Source organism: Devosia sp. Root105 (assembly GCF_001424865.1).
GTDB lineage: Bacteria > Pseudomonadota > Alphaproteobacteria > Rhizobiales > Devosiaceae > Devosia_A.
Genome location: NZ_LMCR01000012.1, coordinates 661,638 through 676,873 on the forward strand (window position 1 = coordinate 661,638; position 15,236 = coordinate 676,873).

Annotated in this window: 12 protein-coding genes; 6 read left to right on the forward strand and 6 right to left on the reverse strand. The window is 63.2% G+C overall.

Going from position 1 to position 15,236, the window contains the following annotated elements; all coding sequences use genetic code 11:
* The first annotated feature begins 65 nt into the window (after positions 1-65).
* The 3 genes from ASC68_RS11875 to ASC68_RS11885 all read left to right on the forward strand — a co-directional run bounded on the left by ASC68_RS11875 (position 66) and on the right by ASC68_RS11885 (position 3,848).
* A complete protein-coding gene (locus ASC68_RS11875) occupies positions 66-1,178 on the forward strand; it encodes a glycosyltransferase family 4 protein (RefSeq protein WP_082528096.1) in 1,113 nt (370 codons plus the stop codon).
* A 97-nt stretch (positions 1,179-1,275) separates the two neighbouring features.
* A complete protein-coding gene (locus ASC68_RS11880) occupies positions 1,276-2,760 on the forward strand; it encodes an oligosaccharide flippase family protein (RefSeq protein ID WP_055879091.1) in 1,485 nt (494 codons plus the stop codon).
* Complete coding sequence (locus tag ASC68_RS11885) at positions 2,760-3,848, forward strand: glycosyltransferase family 4 protein (RefSeq protein ID WP_055879094.1); 1,089 nt, start codon at positions 2,760-2,762, stop codon at positions 3,846-3,848. The genes ASC68_RS11880 and ASC68_RS11885 overlap by 1 nt, the downstream gene beginning before the upstream one ends.
* A gap of 41 nt (positions 3,849-3,889) precedes the next feature.
* Here ASC68_RS11885 and ASC68_RS11890 read toward each other — a convergent pair whose 3' ends face one another.
* From ASC68_RS11890 to ASC68_RS11915, 6 genes are all read right to left on the reverse strand, one after another.
* Complete coding sequence (locus tag ASC68_RS11890) at positions 3,890-5,185, reverse strand: O-antigen ligase family protein (RefSeq protein WP_055879097.1); 1,296 nt, start codon at positions 5,183-5,185, stop codon at positions 3,890-3,892.
* Between the two features lie 4 nt (positions 5,186-5,189).
* Positions 5,190-7,319 (reverse strand): Wzz/FepE/Etk N-terminal domain-containing protein, encoded by a 2,130-nt coding sequence (locus ASC68_RS11895; protein WP_055879100.1) that lies wholly within the window; start codon positions 7,317-7,319, stop codon positions 5,190-5,192.
* Positions 7,320-7,334: 15 nt separating this feature from the next.
* Positions 7,335-8,144, reverse strand: coding sequence for a metallophosphoesterase family protein (locus ASC68_RS11900; protein WP_082528142.1), 810 nt, complete (start codon positions 8,142-8,144; stop codon positions 7,335-7,337).
* Positions 8,145-8,155: 11 nt separating this feature from the next.
* On the reverse strand, positions 8,156-9,592 hold the full coding sequence (locus ASC68_RS11905; protein WP_055879105.1) for an O-antigen ligase family protein: 1,437 nt from the start codon (positions 9,590-9,592) through the stop codon (positions 8,156-8,158).
* A gap of 1 nt (position 9,593) precedes the next feature.
* On the reverse strand, positions 9,594-10,370 hold the full coding sequence (locus ASC68_RS28975) for a hypothetical protein (protein WP_197421175.1): 777 nt from the start codon (positions 10,368-10,370) through the stop codon (positions 9,594-9,596).
* 86 nt (positions 10,371-10,456) lie between these two features.
* Positions 10,457-11,410, reverse strand: coding sequence for a UDP-glucuronic acid decarboxylase family protein (locus ASC68_RS11915; protein ID WP_156384595.1), 954 nt, complete (start codon positions 11,408-11,410; stop codon positions 10,457-10,459).
* Between the two features lie 259 nt (positions 11,411-11,669).
* Between ASC68_RS11915 and ASC68_RS11920 the strand changes: the two genes are divergently transcribed.
* The 3 genes from ASC68_RS11920 (at position 11,670) to ASC68_RS11930 (ending at position 15,193) form a co-directional block, all read left to right on the forward strand.
* A complete protein-coding gene (locus ASC68_RS11920; RefSeq protein ID WP_082528100.1) occupies positions 11,670-13,166 on the forward strand; it encodes an ABC transporter substrate-binding protein in 1,497 nt (498 codons plus the stop codon).
* A 225-nt stretch (positions 13,167-13,391) separates the two neighbouring features.
* Entirely contained in the window at positions 13,392-14,351 is a 960-nt protein-coding gene (locus ASC68_RS11925; protein WP_156384581.1) for an ABC transporter permease, read from the forward strand.
* The gene (locus ASC68_RS11930; RefSeq protein WP_055879115.1) at positions 14,348-15,193 is read left to right on the forward strand and encodes an ABC transporter permease; all 846 of its coding nucleotides are present in this window, start codon (positions 14,348-14,350) and stop codon (positions 15,191-15,193) included. The genes ASC68_RS11925 and ASC68_RS11930 overlap by 4 nt, the downstream gene beginning before the upstream one ends.
* Positions 15,194-15,236: the final 43 nt, after the last annotated feature.

The following is a 15,236-nucleotide window of genomic DNA, read 5'->3' on the forward strand; positions in this document are numbered from 1 at the left end:
TTATTGCCGTCGGCCGGGTAGATTCACCATGGCGCATACTTCATCCCCTGTTTGCTAAGCCAACGATGACCAACAACGCTTCACGCATAAGAGGACTGGTGATTGCTTCCCCGGGCGGGGTTGCCGGCGGAGGCGGCATGGGATCGGTCAGCCGGGGGATCCAGAGTTGGTTGCGTGCAAACCGTGCCGAAGTGCCGGTAGAGGTGCTTGATACGCGGGGATCTGGGCACGCTGGCCTATCCCCCGCCTTCCTGCTGGTCGCGGCCATGCGGGCCGTTGGACTGCGTCTCGGCGGGGCGAACCTGATGCACGTCCAGGTTTCGGAGCGCAGCAGCTTCATCCGCAAGGGAGTCATACTGCGCCTGGGCAAGGCACTCGGCATGCACACCGTTCTTCACCATCACGGTGGAGAATTCTCCAGCCTTTTTCCGACGTCGTCGCCTCGCATGCGCCGGTGGATTGCAGCTACGGTGCTCGCGGCAGATCTGAACATGGTTCTCAGCGAAAGCATGCGTGAGTTCCTGGTGGAGACGATCGGGGCGGCGCCCGATCGCGTGGCGGTACTGCACAACGCCACAAACGACCTGGGGTATTCATATGAGCCACGTCGAGATCCGTCACCGATGCGCTACGCCCTTGTGGCAAACCTGGCGCCGAGAAAGGGGGTATCGGAGTTTCTGCAGGGGTTAAAACTACTGATCGATAAAGGTCACGACGTAACAGCCACGTTGGCCGGCGGGGGAGCCGTATCCCGTTATGCCGCCGAGGCCACCCAGTTGGGCATCGCACCGCGCTGTGTCTTCACCGGCTGGCTCGATCGGCCAGGCGTTGAGAAGGTGATCCGCGAGGCCGACGCGTTGGTGTTGCCATCGCATTTCGAGTTGGTGCCCATGGTTATTCTCGAGGCAATCAGTACAGGGTTGCCGGTGATCGCTACTCCAGTAGGGGCGATCCCCGAAATAATGACCTCCGGTCGGAACTGCATCCTCGTCCCCCCTGGCGATGTTGAGGCGCTGGCGGCGGCAATGCTGAAGCTCAAGACTGAGCCGGGAGTGGCAACAGAACTCAGTGTCCAGGGACGAGCTCTCTACGATCAGAAGTTCACGATGGACGCCTACATGGAAAAGCTGCTTGCCATCTACGAGCAGGTCCTCAGCCGACCGAGGATTGGGGCGTGATCGATATCGAAGCCGAGCGCGCTGCGCACAACGGATCTGCTGGCGAACAGGGCAGCGCATCCTCATCGTGGCAACGCATTGATTGTATTGACGAGCGATGAGCAACCTCGGTCGCGGTTCGCTGATCATCTCGCTCGGCTTGTTCTGGCAGCAGGCCGCCGTGTTCCTGCTTGGAGTGGTTATCGCCAGATCGTTGGGGCCAGAGGCTTTTGGCGTTCATTCGATTCTGAAGAACCTGTCCCTGGCGCTGCTTTTCCTGACCCCGCTGGGACTCGATCTTGCCCTGCTCAAGCATGTCAGGCTGCTCGGGGGACGCAGCCAGGAATTCGAACTGGTCTACGCGCTCTGCCGTGTCGTTGTGGTCGGGCTGAATCTTCTGGCAGTAGCCGTCACGTTTCTATGGATCGGGCCGTTGCTGGAGTCGCAGGTGTTTGTGTTTCCAGCATTCTCCATGCTGCTCGTGGTGACGTTGATCGGGGGGATATTTGCCGCGGACCTGCAACTGAGCAGTGCGGTGCACCGTGCAACGGAACTGCACGTTCGCTACGCAGTGATCACGAATTATGGTCAGCCGGCGTTGCGATTGCTGCTGACGATCGTCGCCATCGCGCTCGGCCTCGGTCTGCCCGGAGTGGCATGGGCCGGTGTTGCGGCGCTGGCGCTCAACGTGCTGGTGCTGGAGGGTATGGGCCGATTCCCTATGCAGCGGCTGCGTCTTGACGCGACTGCGCTAAAGGATGCCTGGCGCCGCGCCACCACAATTCTGCGCGAAGCAGTGTGGATGGCCTTCAGCTTGCTGCTCTACGGAGTTATGCGCTTTCTTGACGTGCTGGTGGTCGGAAACCTGGTGTCCGTGAAAGCTGCCGGCGAATACGCCGCGTTGAGCAGCATCGCGCAAGTCATCCAGATCTATCCAACAGCGATGAGCCAGACGCTTGGAGCAGAAATCGCCACGATGTATGCGGCGGGCGATGTCGGAGCCATCCGCGACGTGCTTCGGCGCTATGTGAGGCTCGCGGCTTTGGTTGCCGGGTACCTGGCAGCGGGCGTTGCAGTTTTCGGAACGCAGCTGGACCTGCTGTTCGGTCCCGAGTTTCAGTTCACCTCAACACTTTCCGTCCTCCTTGCAGTGGGCTGGTTTGTCAGTGGAGTGCTGTCTCCACTCGGCTACGCGCTTTCGATGACCGGGCGACATCGGACCGAGACGCTGATCCTGGGCGGATCGGTTGTCGTGACGGTGTTGCTGCTCATCTACCTAACCACCGTGTTCGGCGCAGCCGGCGCGGCCCTGGCTGTGGCGGTCGGCTTTGGGATCACGAACTTTGCCCGCTGCCTGGCTGTCCGTGAGGTCCTTGGCGGTCTGCCATTGCAGTTCGCCAACCTGCTGCCGCTGCTGGTGTTTCTTTCGATAGGCTACGGCGTACGAGCCGTGGCGAGCACGATTGAGCGGTCGCTTCCGCTGCTCGTGCTCGAGTGCTGCATCTTCACCGTGCTTTGCGCGGGAGCGGCTTTTCTGCTGTTCGCAAACAGCGAGCAGCGGACACGGCTGACGACCGCCCTGACCCGGCGCTGGAGGACATGATGGGTTCTGCGGTTCTGCTTGCTCCGGCATTTCCAGAATACTGCTGGAACTATGCGAACGCCTTGGCTGAGCGCATGCCGGTGACGCTGTTCTGTAATCGGGTGCTCTTCCAGTCCGAAGTCGGCGAAGCGGGGGCGATCAATGGCCGGGTGCAGCTTCGACTGGTCGAGTATGGCACGCCGGGCACGATACTGAGGGTCTTGCGCGAGGTCGTGCGGCTACGCCCGGACTTCGTCCATTTTCAGGAGGCGACGGGACGGCGAGCGGCCGCCGTCAATGCCGTGCTTACAATGTTGCTCAAGGGGCGAACAAGGACGGTGCTGACGGTACACGACCCAAAGCCGCATTCAGGAAACGACAGCCCGATCGCCGCCAAGACGTGGCCTCTGAGAAACGCGGTTCGACAACGGGCCGACGTTGCCGTGCTCCATGGGGCCTTCTGCAGCGCGCTTTACGACTCGATGGGACGGCCAGCGTCACAGCAGCTGCTCACCAGCGTGCACGGGACAATCCTTGGACCGTCATCCGCGCAACGCCTGGCGCCATCGCCTGGGCAGTTCCTGTTCTTCGGCCGGATGGAAGCGTACAAGGGTCTCGATGTCCTCGCCTCGTCACTTGAGCTGTTGCGCTCCAGAGGCCGTTTATTGCGCGTAATAGTGGCTGGGAGTGGTCCGGAGTTGCAGCGGTTGGGGCCGCGCCTCTCCGCCAGCGGCGCCGAGATCATCGACAAGTACCTGAGCAGGGACGAAACCATCGAACTGATGCAGCGCTCAGAGGCGGTGCTGGTACCCTACAAGGACGCGACGCAAAGCGGTGTTGTGGCTGCGGCATTTGCCAATGGTCGAACCGTGATCGCCTCGCGAGTCGGCGGCTTGAGCGACGCAGTCGTCGATGGCCTCAATGGCATCCTGATTGAGCCCAACGCTCCGGAGGCGCTGGCACAAGCCATGCTGACGCTGGCCGACGCCCCGGCGAGGGCAGCAGCATTACGCGCCGGCGCCGAAGCTGCCGCGGCTGGTGCACTCAACTGGAACACCATAGTGGAGAACCTGCTGTCGGATCTCCGAGTATTGCCGACGGGGCGATGACCGCCTGACGCAACTCGTTCCCGGAGCGTCGGCCTGCTTTGCTAGCGAGGGGCCCGGCGTTCGTCGGCTCGCTGGCACGCCGCAATTGTGCTCGTCCGGCGCCTTGTATTGGCCCCAATCAGCGCCAGGATGAACAGGATCAACACCCAGCTCAACTTGTCACCCGTCAGGAAGGACGTTTCGGTGACGTCTCGAACGGCGTAAAAGGCCAGGCCCGCGGCAAGAAAGGGCCCGCTGCAAAGGGCGCGACGATCCGCCACCAGCAGTCTCCAGGCCGGAGCGATAATGAGCACGAAAACGCCGAGAATGAGCCCGGGGACCCCAATCTGGACCAGCATGTCCAGGTATCCGTTGTGCCCGTGCGCGATCGTGGTTACCCAGCTGTCGCGAGTATAGGCAAAGACCGGACTTGCCGGCCCGATATCCCAGAAAGAGGCGTAACCGGCTCCCAGCAGAGGATTGGTGCTCGCGTACGAGAGCATTATCCGCCAGATGTCGCCGCGGCCCGTCAGGGCGTCAGGCTGGCTGAGATACTGGGAGATCTCGCCGAGATGGTCTTGTCCAACCACAACGACAAGTGCGACGAGAACGGTAGCGGCAGCGATCGCAATAGGCCATGCCCGCCTCGGCAGCAGCTTGAACGCAAGCCCGAACAACAGAGCAATCGCAAGTGCTCCCAGTGATGTCTTCGACTGCGTCCGAAGCAGGAAGTATGCGGCGCCCAGGATGACGGTCCAGCGCAACCAACCGCCCTTCGCTGTGAAGAGCCAGATCAGTATCGTGAAAGCGCAACCGATCGCTGCGCTGTTCTTGTGCGTCATGAGACCCCGCCAGTTTCCGACCAACGCCGGCTCAGGCCCGGCCAGGCCGTGCACGCCAAGCGGACTTGCGGCAACGGTGAGATAATTGAGTACAAGAATGACCGCGAGGCTGTAGCGCAGGGCCACCAGCGTCCTGGACGTTCCGGCCCCCTCCACAACCATAAAGATGATAACCGCCACAATGGCGAGCAGGCCGAAACGCCTGAGGGTCGTAGACGGGTCGATCGCCCACAACGCGCTGGCAAGGCACAAGGCCAGCAGCAGCCCCAACCCTATTGGCAGCACAATCAGCTGGCGAGGCTCCGACAGCGCCCCCTGTGTGACGGCAACATAAACCAGCAAGGCGGGGTAAAGCGCCAGACGAAGCCATGATCCATCGGCACTGCCAGCGTCGAGCAGAAACGGGCCCAGCGCAACAAGCAGGATAAGGGCCCAGATGGCCCACTCTGCGTGTTTCGTCCGAGAACTAGCCGCCGCGCGACTGGCTGGTCGAGGCCCGATCGCTTCGTCCGCCATGGCGTCAGGGCTCCGAGTAATACGAGTACCCATAGCTGCTCTTGTAGCGGGCACTGGCACGTTGCTGTCCGTTCAGCACAGCCAGGATGGGACGGTCTTCGGGGTACGCCGTGCGAAGTTGGGCAAGCGCCAAACGCGCCTCAGTTTGCGAGGTACGACCGGACATGACGACGAACAGGATGAGATCAGCGTAGCCGGCCAGATAGAGGCCGTCGGTCACCGGGCCAACAGGCGGAGTATCGAGGATAACAACGTCGAATCGCGCGCGTGCCTGCGTCAGGAGGCGGGCGAAGTTGGGCCCGCCGATCAAGTAGTCGGTCGGCATGTCGGCGCGCTCGCCGGCTCCGATCACGTAGACCCCCGGCTGCTTGTCACGGACGACAAGCTCCGCGGCGCCGATCGCCGGTTCATCCTCATCAAGGTACTTGATGAGGCGATCCGACGAAGGCAGACCGGCCATCGCCTCGATGCTGGGACGTCGCAGATCACAGTCGATCAGGCAGACGCTCTTGTGGGCGGCGCCGTAGGCGCGCGCCAGCGCCAGGGCAATTGTGCTCTTGCCCTCGCTGGCGGTGGCCGAGGTAACCATCACGACTATTGCATCGTTTTGTCCCGCCGACTGGGTTCCAAACCGCCGCAGCCGCTGGTCGACCGTGGCGCGGATGCGCCTGATGGCTTCGGGTAGCTGCGACAATGGCGACGTCAGCATGAGTTCTGCGAGTGGACCCTGTCCTGCTGATCCGCTCAGCCGTGGGGTGGCCGTGGCAACCGGAATCTTGAGGACAGCCTCGGTCTGGTCTTCGGTCTGCAGCCCGCCAACCAGGTTCTCACGCAAGAAAGCCAAACCCACCCCGAACGCAAGGGAGCCGATCATCGCTCCCACCAGAGAGAGCATTGTACTTGGGAAAGCCGCCTGTTCTGGCGCAAGCGCCGGGGAAATGATCCGGCTGTCAGCGATCTGCAGGGTTGCCTGGGCGTCGAGGTCCTGGGTGCGCGACAACAGAGTCTGATACTGCTGGCGACCAAGCTCGGCGCTCTGCTGCATCTCGAAGATCTCGCCCAGCATGTCGGCCGGCAGAGAGCTAGAGAGCACTGCCGTGCGCAGCCGCTGACGCAGATCGGTTTCCTTGGACTGGTTGTCGGTGACCGCGCGGCGCAAGTCCGCCACCTCCCCGTCGGCGACACGCCCCAGACGCTCTTCGATATTGGCAAGTTCAGCCCGCAAGTCTACTGTCGGCCCCGCTGCCGCCTTGGCGAGCGATTCCACCGCAGCGCTGCGCTGCCGTTGCAGTTCGCGCAATGCATCCGACTGCAGCGTGTTGGTGAGGAGCTCCCAGTTCTTGTCGCGGAGGCTCGCTTCCGCCTGGTTGAACTTGGTTGAAAGTACCGAGCGCGCGGCGATCAGACTGTGCAGATTGCCACTGAGATCGGCGACATCCGACCGGCCGGTTTCCCCGACGATGCGATCCACGTTGTCGTCGATATAGGTATCCAGCGACTGCTCGGCAGCCACCATCGAAGCGCGTGTCTGCCCCAGGCGCGCCTGCAGGACGTTGCGGGCATTGAGCGTGCTGTCGATCTTGGCGGTGACCTGCGCATTGATATAGGCCTGGGCCCAGGCATTGGCGATCTCGGCGGCCCGGTTGCGGTCGGTGGAGCGGATCGACATCGAAACGATCGTCGACAGCCCGACCTGGCTCACGCCGGCAGCGCGCTTCAGGTTCTGCAGCACGCGGCGCAACGCCGCCTCACCGCTCGGCAGCGTCGGCTGGCGGATCTGCAGGAAGGACAATAGCCGATCGATGGTTCCGAGCCTCGGCCCGAACTCGGCGTCTGACGTGAGCGCCTCCTTGTCGATGACACGCAGCATCATTGCATCGGAGCGCATGATTTCGAGCTCGCTCGCAACGCGAGCCATGTCGCTGGCGCCGATGTCGAAGTCGCCGCTCGGGTCGAGCAAATTGCGGTCGCGCGACGTCACTTCGACCAGGGCTGAGGCCTGATAGACCGGCGTCAGCGAAAACACGACGAGGGCAGTGATGCCGACACCCAGCGCCAGGACGATGAGAATCAGGCGCAGCTGCCGCTGCAGCAGCCCGAGCAATCGGCGGAGATCGAAATCGGCGTCTTCCATGAACTCGCGAAGTCCTCAGTCAGATCTGAACGCCGGGGGGGCGGTCATGGGGATGTTTGGCACAGTGGAGAGGAAGCTGATCTCGCCACCCTTGTCGATGCGGGCAGATGTCAGCCGCCCGGTTGCGAAAGCGCCGGTATCGATACCGATGCGCCACGGCAGGCGCATGGGCTCAGCTTCGGGAGTATGCCCGTGCACGACGATCTTGCCGGTGCCTGTGGCGCCCCCAAGGAACGGCTCGCGTATCCACATCAGGTCACCGTCCAGCTGCTCGGCCAACGTCCGTCCCGGGCGAACGCCGGCATGGGCAAAGAAGAAGCCGGGGGTCTCGAGGCTGATCGGCAGCTGCCGCAACCACTCAAGGTGAGACCGCGGCATCTGCGCCTCGAGCGACCTGGCCAGCATGGCGGGGCGTCCTCCGCCGTCGCGCGCGTCGATGCCATAGGACGTCAACGTCTCGACGCCGCCATAGTCGAGCCATTCGGCCGACTGTTGTGGCGCGGCAAGGAAATCTAGAAGCATCTGCTCGTGATTTCCGGCAAGGGTGAAACGACGAAACCCGGCCGGAGCGGGCGCCAGCAGGTGATCGATCACCTGGGCCGATTGGGGTCCCCGATCGATATAGTCCCCCAGAAGGACCATCCACTTTTCGCCTGGTGTGCCGGCTGCATCTGCCTCAATCAGCCGCTCGAGCTGGCGGAGCTCGGCCAGGCAACCATGAACGTCCCCGATTGCATAGACGAGCGCAGGCCGTGCAGAAGCGCTCAAGCGTTCCCTTGCTGCCAGGGATTGCGGCGCACGACGAGAGCCGAACAGTGCATTCATGGCGCGCAACACTAGGTATGGCTCCGTTTGCTCATTGCCGCCGAGGTACCGAGCCCGAGTAGCAGCACGAACAGTATGGTGTTGGCCTGAATTTCCAGGCTGAAATCGGCCAGCGAGTGGATCGCGGCCACCACAACGACGCCGACGGCAGCGACCCGTCCGGTCCAGTCCGAAGAGGCGCGAGAGCTGTTCCAGGCCAGTTTTGCCGCAGCCATGCCGACCAGCAGCACGGGGATGGAACCAGCAACGATTCCCAGTTCCGACCAAAGGGCGAGGTAGGTGTTGTGTGCCCGGTCCCAAACGAGGTCCGGGCTGACTGGCAGATGATGAAACAACTGGAACGCCTGCTCGAACGCTCCCCCGCCATACCCCAGCAGGGGGCGGACACCGATCATCTCGATCACCTGGGCATAGAGATCCAGGCGGACGTCGGCCGTCGACTCCTGCGAGCCGAGACGCTCTACCAGACCCTGACCATAGAAATAGATGATGGCTGCCAGGGCAGCGAGTGCGACGGGAAGCAACAACAGGAACCATCCCAACCGCCAGCGCAGGCGACGCTGGGCCATGATGGCGACCACGAGGCAACCCACGATACCCGACACCGCTCCCATGCGGGATTGCGTGGCAAACAGCGCGGCAAGGATCAACGCCAGCGCGAGCAGGTAGATCAGCACGATCGGATCGATTGCGGGCCGGCGTCCATCGCCCTCGTCTTGCCGCACGAAAGTACCCATCAGCATGGTGACGGTGACGACAGCCCCGAAGCTCAGGAAGGTAGCAAATGAGTTGCGGTTGACGAACGTCGCCGTGGCACTGCCCTCGTAGGCCCATTTGGGCATGCTCAGCAGCGTGTCACCCAGCTGCAGCAGCGAGGCGAGGCCGAAGATCGCGTAAGCCACGACGATGGCGACAATGCCGTTGAGCAGCAGCTCGCGGCGATGCGTTCGCGAGGCAACCTGGACGACCAGCAGGAACAGCACACCATAAGTTGCCCAGCGAAGCAGCATCAGCCACGTAGAACTCGGGGCAAGGCTGATCGCCTGCCCTGTCACCACCCCGCCAGCGGCGGTCGGGACGGTCAGCAAGGCGGCAATCGCGGGCCCGCCGAATTGCGCCAGGGGCAATGCCTGGATCACAAGATAGAGCGCGACGCCGCCATAGAGCACAATCGACGGCCACATGCGCTCGAGGCCGATGCGAAACGGCTCCCGGGTCTGGCGCAATGCGACCACGTAGATGAGGCCTAGCAACCCGACGGCAAGGGCGTTCACCGCCCAGAAGAAGGGGCGATTGCTGCCCAGCGGGATGGGGGTGAGCGCCACGAACACCAGAAGAGCCCTGGCGAGTATCTCATTGAAGGTGGACTGACGGCTCGCCCCTGCCCGGGTCTCCATGCGCGTGCCGCGCGAAGCGGGGCGCGTTGCGGTGACCTCGATTCCTGACATCTCAGCCTCGCGACAGCTGGTCCGCGGCAAGGCGGACATTGTAGAGGAAGCTCTGCTGTTGCTCGGCTGGCAACCGTTCGACCAGGGCGGTGATGCGCTCGCGAAAATCCGCCTGGCGAACATAACGCTGGGCGATCGAGGCGACGCCACGCTGACTCTGGGCAAGCAGCGTGAGGTCCCGGTCATTGCCCGCCATGACCTCGGGCGTCAGTGCCGCCAGGTGATCCTCAGCCAGGTTGACCCGCAACTCGACGATCCATTGCTCGCTCGGTCCGGAGATCTGCGACATACGAAGTCGCTCCGTCATGGTGGGCAAATCGTCATTGTGCGCCGCAGCCAGCGCAGCAACATACCAGGCGAAGGCGTTTGCAGGCTCGCCTGCACTGATCCCGTCGGCAACCAGGAGGCAGTTGGCCGCGACAGCGCTACGGCGAGCGGCAGGCTGCAGGCGAGCGGTAACCGAGGTGAGCGCCTCATAGCAGTTGTTGAGGATGAGGGTGTGCGAGGCGGTTGAGAGGCCGACATCGATGCCACCGGCTGCCAACGCATCGAAGCGCTCCTTGGGCAAAATGCCGGCAGACAGATACGCCTTGGCCTCGACAAATGCGACCGCCGCTCCAGAGGTTGCGAGCGCCAAGGTCACAATCAGCATGGCGCTTTGCGCAACACGCGGTGACCCCTTCACCCAATACCTCCTCAGATCGAATTGATCCGCGCCGGCAAGAACACTGGCGGCGATACATAGCCTATTCGAAGTATCATAGCGCAACGGCGCCATTCAGTCGACAAACTGCTGGAATTGCTTCGACTCTGGTTAACCTTGCGAGTCTGCCGCAGGCGGCGTTGATGTCGCCGATTCCGGCGTCACGCGGCCAGCAATTCGCGGAAGTACGCAATGGTCCGGATCATTCCTGCCTCGAGCTCGACCGTCGGCGCCCAGCCCAGCCTGTCGCGGGCCAACGTGATATCGGGCTGACGCTGGCGCGGATCGTCGGGCGGCATCGGCATGAACACCAGTTCGGAGCGGCTGGCCGTCAGGCGGATCGCCAGTTCGGCGAGCTCGAGCATGGTATACTCGCCGGGATTGCCGACATTGACCGGCCCGGGAAAGTCCGGGCCCGTCTCCATCAGCCGAAACATGCCCTCGATCATGTCGTCGACATAGCAGAAGCTGCGGGTCTGACTGCCGTCGCCATAGATCGTGATCGGTTCGCCTTTCAAGGCCTGGACGATGAAATTGGAAACCACCCGCCCGTCGTCGGGCTGCATGCGGGGGCCGTAGGTATTGAAGATCCGCATCACCTTTATGTCTAGGCGGTGCTGGCGGTGATAGTCAAAGAACAGGGTCTCGGCGCAACGCTTGCCCTCGTCGTAGCAGGCGCGCGGACCTATGGGGTTAACGCGCCCCCAATAGTCTTCGGTCTGCGGGTGCACCTCAGGATCGCCATATACCTCGCTGGTGGACGCCTGAAGGATGCGAGCACCGACGCGCTTTGCCAGACCGAGCATGTTAATGGCGCCGTGGACGCTGGTCTTGGTGGTCTGCACCGGGTCGCGCTGATAGTGCACGGGCGATGCGGGGCATGCCAGATTGAAGATGCGATCGACTTCCACATAGAGCGGAAAAGTCACGTCGTGGCGCAGCAACTCGAACCTGGGGTTGCCCCGCAGGTGCGCGATGTTGCCCTTTGAACCGGTATAGAAATTGTCGGCACAGATGACATCGTGGCCCTCCGCTACGAGCCGCTCGCAAAGATGACTGCCGAGAAACCCTGCGCCGCCCGTTACCAGAACTCGCTGCGTGCTACCGCTACCCATCATTTCCACCATCAAACGGCCTACCCGACGCAGGCATCATGCCGGTGCGCGCGCAGCGTCTGGCTATAGCCGCGAATCCGGTTCGGAACCAGATTTTCCGTTCTCGGGCGACGGCCGAAGAGTGTTCCGCCTCAAGCGCCGCACATAGTTCGATTCAACCAGCAAAAGCATAGGGTTTTGCGGTGCAGCGAGGTACACAGATACCAATGTGAGACCGCTTTCATCCACGCGGTCCACGCCGAAACCAGGAGTTCCCCGAATGAACCAGATTTCCATCCGCCGCGCGCTGGTCGCCGCTGCGCTGCTGGGCAGCGTTGCTGTGGCGCCGCTTGCGATGGCGCAGGACTACGACGCCAATGCGACGATCCGCATTGGGTCGCTCTATGAGCCGCAGAACCTCGACAACACCGCCGGCGCCGGCCAGGGCATCAACGAGGCGTTCAACGGCAACGTCTATGAGGCGCTGTTCCAGCTGACCGATGCGGGTGCCGTCGAGCCCAAGCTCGTCGACAGCTACAGCGCCAGCGAAGACGGCCTGACCTACACCTTCAAGCTGAAGCCGGGCGTGACCTTCCACTCGGGCGATCCGCTCACTGCGGCCGACGTGAAATACTCGATCGAGCGCGTCACCGCCGAAGCCTCGAAGAGCTCGCGCAAGAAGAGCCTGTCGACCATTACCGGCATCGAGACGCCTGACGATCAGACGGTGGTGATCACGCTGTCGGCCCGCTCGATCTCGCTGCCCTACAACCTCAGCTATGTGTGGATCGTCAACGACAAGGCGACCGATATCACCGCGGCCGAAGACGGCACCGGGCCCTATACGCTGGGCGAATGGCGCCGTGGCTCGGCGCTGGCACTGGCTCGCAACGACAAATACTGGGGTACCGCCCCGACCAACGGCGAAGTGATCTACACTTATTTCACCGACGCGACGGCGCTGAACAATGCGCTGCTGACCAACGCAGTCGACGTGATCACCTCCGTGCAGAGCCCGGATTCGCTGGCGCAGTTCAGCGGCAACCCGGCTTACAAGGTGACCGAGGGTGCCTCGACGACCAAGGAACTGCTGGCCTGGAACGATCGCGTCGCGCCGTTCGACAATGTGAAGGTGCGCAAGGCTTTGGCCAAGGCCACCGACAAGGCGAAGCTGCTCAACTCGATCTGGGGCGACTATGGCACGCTGATCGGCTCGTTCGTGCCGCCGACCGACCCGTGGTACGTCGACCTGACCGGCGTCGATGCCTATGACGTGGAGGCTGCCAAGGCCCTGCTGGCGGAAGCCGGCTACCCCGATGGCTTCGAGTTCACCCTCGACACGCCCGATTACGACCCGCACCCGATCGTCGCGCAGTTCCTGCAGGCCGAGTATGCCAAGGTCGGCGTGAAGGTGAACATCAACATCATCACCGCCAACGAGTGGTACGAGAAGATCTATAAGGCGCACGACTTCCAGGCGACCCTGCAGGAGCACGTCAACCACCGCGATATCGTGTTCTACGGCAACCCGGACTTCTACTGGGGCTACAACAACCCTGAAGTGGTGAAGCTGATCGCCGACTCGGAAGCCGCGGCGACGATCGACGAGCAGACCGCCAAGCTGACGGAAGCCAACAAGCTCATCGCCGAAGACGCGGCCAGCAACTGGCTCTATCTCTACCCGCAGATCGTGGTGTCAGCCGCCAATGTCACCGGCTACCCGGTGAACGGGCTGAACTCGCAGTTCTTCGCTTATGGAATCCAGAAGGCGAAGTAAGCGGGACGCAGACTGACACAGACGGCCCCCTCCCATCCTCCCCCATGAAGGGGGAGGTGCCCCGCCGGTTCACCTGGCATGATCGAGGCCACAGCCTCGACTCTTCACCTCCCCCTTCATGGGGGAGGCCGGGAGGGGGCCGTCTGCTGCCGCTTGTCACCGCAATGACGCCACGAGCGCCGCACGCTAGAGTGCGGTGCTGTCCATTTTTTCAGAGCATTCACAATTCTCACCTACCTCCTCCGGCGTCTTGCCATCCTGCTGCTGTCGCTGCTGATCGCGGCGGTCGTGTTGTTCGTGCTGCTCAGGCTGCTGCCGGGCGATCCGGCAAATGCACTGCTCGGTGTCGGCGCGACCGAAGCGCAGATCGCGGCGGCGCGGACGCAGGTCGGCTCCGACCAGCCGCTGCTGACCCAGTTCGTGAGCTTCGTCGGCAACCTGGCGCGTTTCGACCTCGGCACCTCGTTCGTCAGCAAGGCGAGCGTGCTCAGCGAGATCGGCAACCGGCTGAGCGTGACGGTACCGCTGACCATCCTGGGGTTCCTGCTGGCCATCGTCATTGCGCTGCCGCTCGGGATCATCGCGGCAGTGAAGGCGGACCGCTGGTACGGGGCGGCGATCTCGATCGTCAGCCAGTTAGGGATCGCCATTCCGGTGTTCTGGCTGGGGATCCTCATCGTCACGATCTTCGCCATCAACCTCAGGTTGTTCCCCTCGGGCGGCTTCCCGCTGAAGGGCTGGGCGAATTTCGGCGAAGCTGCCGTTGCGCTGGCTTTGCCGGTGCTGACAGTGGCGCTGGTGATCGCGGCATCGCTGCTACGCTATGTGCGGTCAGCGACGCAGGACGTCATCGGCAGCGACTACATCCGCACGGCGCGGGCACTGGGTTCGGGTTTCGTCGAGGCACTGGTCCGACATGGCATCCGCAATGGCGCCGTGCCGGTGATCTCGATCCTCGGGATTGAGCTGGCGACGACCTTCCTCGGCGCCGTGGTGGTGGAAAAGGTGTTCGCGCTGCCGGGGCTCGGCTCGATGCTGCTGCTCGCCATCCAGCAGCGCGACTATCCCAATGTGCAGGGCGTGCTGTTCATTTCGACGCTGCTGGTGCTGCTGATCGGCTTTGCCGCCGACCTCTTGCAGCGCTTCATCGATCCGCGGTTGCGCGGACGGGCGGGGGTGTCATGAGCGCGGTGGTTGCAAGCGCGCGGCGTTCGCGCGGCTCGCTGACGCTGTGGCTCGGGCTGCTGCTGGTCGGCCTCCACGTCGCAGTGGCGCTGCTGACGCTGGTGTGGCTGCCCTACGATCCGACGGCGCTGACCGGCGGACGACTGGCGCCACCGTCCTGGGAGCACTGGGCGGGGACCGACCGGCTGGGCCGGGACTTCTTCACCCAGATCATGATCGGCTCGCGCATTGCGCTGATTGTCGGGATCTCCGCGGTGGCGATCGGCGGGTTGATCGGGGTGACGCTCGGGGTGCTGGCGGCGTTCGCGACGCGGCTGCTGGATGACGCGTTGGCAGCGACACTCGACATCCTCATCGCCTTTCCGACACTGCTGATCGCCATGCTGGTGGTGGCGGCAAGCGACACGGCGAGCCTCGGTACGGCGGTGCTGGCACTCGGTATTGCGCTGTCGGCGATCGTCGCGCGCCTGACGCGCATCCTCGCCAAGCGGGTGCTGCTGATGGATTACATCACGGCGGCGCGCACGTCGGGCACCTCGTGGCTCGGCATCGTGTTCCAGCATGTGCTGCCCAATATCTGGCCGACACTGTCGGTGAATTTTGCGCTGCAGTTCGGCTTGGCGGTGATCGCCGAGGCGTCGCTCAGCTATCTCGGACTGGGCGCCCCACCGCCGAACGCCTCGTGGGGCCGGCTGCTGCAGGAGGCGCAAGGCACGGTCTATACCGCACCGATCGGCGCCATCGCGCCGGGCATCGCGTTGGTGTCGCTGGTGATCGGGGTGAACCTGCTCGCCGATGGGTTGCGCGACATCGGCGATCCGACGCGGAGGGTTTCGCGATGAGCTTCCGGCTATTTGTCGTCACCATTGCTGCCCCAGCCACCGG

Bases quoted from the DNA above. Each gene is read 5' to 3' on its own strand.
- ASC68_RS11915 (WP_156384595.1), bottom strand. From the start codon at position 11,410: ATGGGTAGCGGTAGCACGCAGCGAGTTCTGGTAACGGGCGGCGCAGGG.
- ASC68_RS11885 (WP_055879094.1), top strand. From the start codon at position 2,760: ATGGGTTCTGCGGTTCTGCTTGCTCCGGCATTTCCAGAATACTGCTGG.
- ASC68_RS11875 (WP_082528096.1), top strand. From the start codon at position 66: ATGACCAACAACGCTTCACGCATAAGAGGACTGGTGATTGCTTCCCCG.
- ASC68_RS28975 (WP_197421175.1), bottom strand. From the start codon at position 10,370: ATGGCGCCGTTGCGCTATGATACTTCGAATAGGCTATGTATCGCCGCC.
- ASC68_RS11930 (WP_055879115.1), top strand. From the start codon at position 14,348: ATGAGCGCGGTGGTTGCAAGCGCGCGGCGTTCGCGCGGCTCGCTGACG.
- ASC68_RS11905 (WP_055879105.1), bottom strand. From the start codon at position 9,592: ATGTCAGGAATCGAGGTCACCGCAACGCGCCCCGCTTCGCGCGGCACG.
- ASC68_RS11920 (WP_082528100.1), top strand. From the start codon at position 11,670: ATGAACCAGATTTCCATCCGCCGCGCGCTGGTCGCCGCTGCGCTGCTG.
- ASC68_RS11880 (WP_055879091.1), top strand. From the start codon at position 1,276: ATGAGCAACCTCGGTCGCGGTTCGCTGATCATCTCGCTCGGCTTGTTC.
- ASC68_RS11890 (WP_055879097.1), bottom strand. From the start codon at position 5,185: ATGGCGGACGAAGCGATCGGGCCTCGACCAGCCAGTCGCGCGGCGGCT.
- ASC68_RS11895 (WP_055879100.1), bottom strand. From the start codon at position 7,319: ATGGAAGACGCCGATTTCGATCTCCGCCGATTGCTCGGGCTGCTGCAG.
- ASC68_RS11900 (WP_082528142.1), bottom strand. From the start codon at position 8,144: ATGAATGCACTGTTCGGCTCTCGTCGTGCGCCGCAATCCCTGGCAGCA.